This window comes from Cellulomonas sp. EB106-03-03-XG116 (assembly GCF_058792015.1).
In genome coordinates, this window is record NZ_JBYTEP010000113.1 from 1 (window position 1) to 3422 (window position 3422).

Sequence of the window (3422 nt, forward strand, 5' to 3'; positions counted from 1 at the left end):
ACGCCCCCCCCCCCCAGATCAGGCGCCATGTCTCGTGGGCTCGGAGATGGGTAGAAGAGACAGGGCCCTCGTCCGCGGGGGCGGGGGCGGCGCGCCGGCCCTGGCGCCGGGTGGCCGGGGGCTGCGCGGCGGGCGTCGGCTCGGCGGTGGGCGCGGGCTCCACGGCCGGGACCTCGCCGTTCCGCTCGGACGACGCGGGCGCGGGCGACGCGGCGGGCGCTTCGGGCGCGGGCGACGCGGCCTGCTCCGCCGGCGGCACCGCCCCGCGGCTCCAGCCGTCCCGCAGCGGGTCGGTGGGCAGCGGCCCGCCGTACCAGTCCTCGATCAGCGCCCGGGCGATCGACGTGCCCGGGGGCAGCACGACCGAGCCGGACTCCACCTCCGCGCGCAGCGTCTCCCGGTCGAACCAGCGCGCGGCGCGCAGCTCGTCGCCGTCGACGGTGATCTCGGTCGACAGCGCCCGGGCGCGGAAGCCCAGCATCAGCGACGCGGGGAACGGCCACGGCTGGCTGCCCCGGTACTCGACCTCGCCGACGACGACCGAGGTCTCCTCGCGCGCCTCCCGGCGGATGGCGTGCTCGACGGACTCCCCCGGCTCGACGAAGCCCGCGAGCGTCGAGAACCGGTGCGTCGGCCACGCCGCCGAGTTGGCGAGCAGCAGCCGGTCCGCCTCGTCGACGACCGCCATGATCACCGCCGGGTCCGTCCGCGGGTAGTGGTCCGAGCCGTCGACCGGGCAGCGGCGCACCCAGCCGCTCGACACCGGCTGCGTCTCCGCGCCGCACCGCGGGCACCGGGGGTACCGCACGTGCCACTCGTAGAGCGCGACGGCGGCGGTGGCGAGGCCGGCGTCTCGCGCCGACAGCTCGCCGCCGACCTCGCGCAGCGCGGTCCACTCGTCGCCCGCGGGCAGCGCCGCGGTCCCGCCCTCGGGCACGTGGTGCGCCAGGTAGGCCGGGCCGCCGGGCCGGGTCTCGCCGGGCGCGACGCCGGGCACCCGGTCCGCGTCGTCGTAGCCCAGGAACGCCCACCGCTCCGCCAGCGACGAGCTCGGCGCGCGCAGCGCCGCCTCCTGCGGGGTGTACAGCGCGAGCGCCGGCCGGCGGCCGCGGCGGCGGGTCACGACCCGGGCGCCGGAGACCAGCAGCACGCGGGTGGAGGCGTCGTCGAGCAGCGCGGGCAGCAGGTCCTCGTCACCGCGGAGGTCCGCGGCCCGGTCCGTGACCGTCCGCGACAGAGGGAGGTCGGAGGCGAACACGTCGCCACCGTACGCGTCGCGCGCGCCGGTCGCAGTCGACGGCCGACCGGCGGCGGTGCGACCCGCGCCACGTCGGCCGGGCGACCGCCCGGTGACACGCCCGGCGCCGCGCGGACCGGCCCCGGGCGCGCCGGGGTCCTACCCTGGGACGGTGCGTTCTCCCCTTGCTCTCGCCGCTCTCGCGACCGTCGCCGTCCCGGGCTTCGACGCCCGCGAGGTGCGGGCCGCCGCGGCCGCGGGGGACGACGACGTCGCCCTGGTGACCGACGGCCAGCGCCGGCACTGGGTGGTGCGCGCGCCGCGGAGCGCCGCCGCGGGCGCCGCGCTCGAGGCCGAGCTGGTGCTGCTCGGCGCGCTCGGCGACCACGTCGACGCCGGGAGGCTGCCCTTCGACGTGCCGCGGGTCGCGGGCGCCGCGCCGCTCGAGGAGGGCGGCCGCGTGGTCGTGCACCGCGAGCTGCCGGGCCGCCCGGTCGACCTGGAGCGCGTCGCCCCCGGGCCCGGGATCGCCGCCTCGCTCGGCCGGTCGATCGCCGCGCTGCACGAGCTGCCCGTGGCGCTCGTCGAGGACGCCGGGCTGCCGGTCTACGACGCGGCGGCGTACCGCGCGCGCCGGCTCGCGGAGGTCGACGAGGCCGCCCGCACCGGCCGCGTGCCCGCCACCCTGCTGCGGCGCTGGGAGGAGCGGCTCGAGGACGTCGCGGTCTGGAAGTTCGCGCCCGTCGTCGTGCACGGCGACCTGTCGGCCGACCACGTGCTCGTCGCCGACGGCGCCGTGACCGGCGTGACCTCCTGGGGCGAGGCCAAGGTCGCCGACCCCGCCGACGACCTCGCGTGGCTGCTCGTCGCCGCGCCGCAGGACTCGGTCGACTCGATCATGGAGGCGTACCAGCTGCGCCGCACCGAGCTCACCGACCCGCACCTCGCCGACCGCGCGCTGCTCGCGGGCGAGCTCGCGCTGGCGCGGTGGCTGCTCTACGGCGTGCGGTCCGGCGACGACGAGGTGGTCGCGGACGCGGTCCAGATGCTCGACGAGCTGGACGAGCAGACCCGCGACGTCGCGGAGCCGGGCGCGGCCCCGCTCTGACGCCGGCTCCGGCCGCGGCGCGGAGGAGTGCGCGTGCGGACCTCGCCTGCACGTGAGGTCGTCACATGCCGGTGAGGTCGTCACACACGAGTGACGACCTCGCGAGCGAGTGACGACCTCGCCGGCTCCCGGTCGGCGACCGCTGCCGGGTTCGCGGGCTGTGGATCTCCCGCCGGTGCGCGAACGGCCACGAGACCCGGCCGTCGTTCGCCGAGGAGGCCGCCGCCGCCGCCGAGGCGCCCGAGACCTGGCACTGCCCGCGCTGCGCCTTCCCCGCCGGCCTGGAGGTGAGGTCGTCGCTTCCGCCCGAGCCGCGCGTCAGGCGCCCGGGCCGTCCGTGGCCGCCAGGAGCAGGCGCTCGATCTCGTCCGCGCCCAGCAGCCGCGCCGGACGGACGGTGCGCCCCGAGCCGACGTAGCAGAACGCCGCGCTCACCCGGTCGAGCGGGGTGCCCGTCCACCGGGACCACGCGAGCCGGTACACCGCGAGCTGCAGCTCCCGCACCGCGGTGGCGTCCGGGTCGGTCGGCGGGGCACCGGTCTTCCAGTCGACGACGACCACCGCGTCCCGGTCCCCGGGGCGGTCGGGGTCGCGGAACACGGCGTCGATGCGGGAGCGCAGCACGTAGCCGGCGACGGTGGTCTCGACGTCGACCTCGACCGCGACCGGCTCCAACGCGGCCCACGGGGTCGCGAGGAACGCGGCGCGCAGGGCGGCCTCGTCGGCGTCGACCGGGACCGAGTCGTCGTCGGCGCCGGGCAGGTCGTCGAGGTCGACCAGCGCCGGCGAGCCGAAGAACCCCTCGACCCACGCGTGGAACTGGGTGCCGCGCCGGGCCTGCGGCGACGGGCGGTTCGGCACCGGCCGGCGCAGCGCCCGGGCGAACTCCCCGCTGTCGGCGGCCAGCCGGACCACGGCGGACGCGGACAGGTGCGCGGGCAGCTCGACCTCGGGCCGCGGCCGGGACTCCAGCGCGCGCTCGGCGAGCAGCAGGTCGACCGTCCGGTCCCAGGCCGTCCGGCGCTCCGCCCCCGCGCCGCGCGCCGCGTCCCCGCCGGCCGCCGCGCGCTCGTCCCG

General features: G+C 78.9%; 3 protein-coding genes and 1 pseudogene. 2 read left to right on the forward strand and 2 right to left on the reverse strand.

Annotation, left to right across the window (positions count from 1 at the left end):
• A partial coding sequence (gene nudC, locus AC3WUG_RS19475; protein WP_492329181.1) for an NAD(+) diphosphatase occupies positions 1–1258 on the reverse strand: 1258 nt, incomplete at its 3' end.
• 151 nt (positions 1259–1409) lie between these two features.
• On the opposite strand from nudC, the gene AC3WUG_RS19480 reads away from it, so the two are divergent.
• Together AC3WUG_RS19480 and AC3WUG_RS19485 are read left to right on the forward strand one after the other, a co-directional pair.
• Complete coding sequence (locus tag AC3WUG_RS19480) at positions 1410–2345, forward strand: phosphotransferase (RefSeq protein ID WP_492329182.1); 936 nt, start codon at positions 1410–1412, stop codon at positions 2343–2345.
• 164 nt (positions 2346–2509) lie between these two features.
• Positions 2510–2602 (forward strand): annotated as a pseudogene (locus AC3WUG_RS19485) (hypothetical protein); the annotation flags it as partial.
• 61 nt (positions 2603–2663) lie between these two features.
• On the opposite strand, the gene AC3WUG_RS19490 reads toward AC3WUG_RS19485, so the two are convergent.
• Positions 2664–3422, reverse strand: a 759-nt coding sequence (locus tag AC3WUG_RS19490; protein WP_492329183.1) for a PD-(D/E)XK nuclease family protein, incomplete at its 5' end; no start/stop codon positions are given.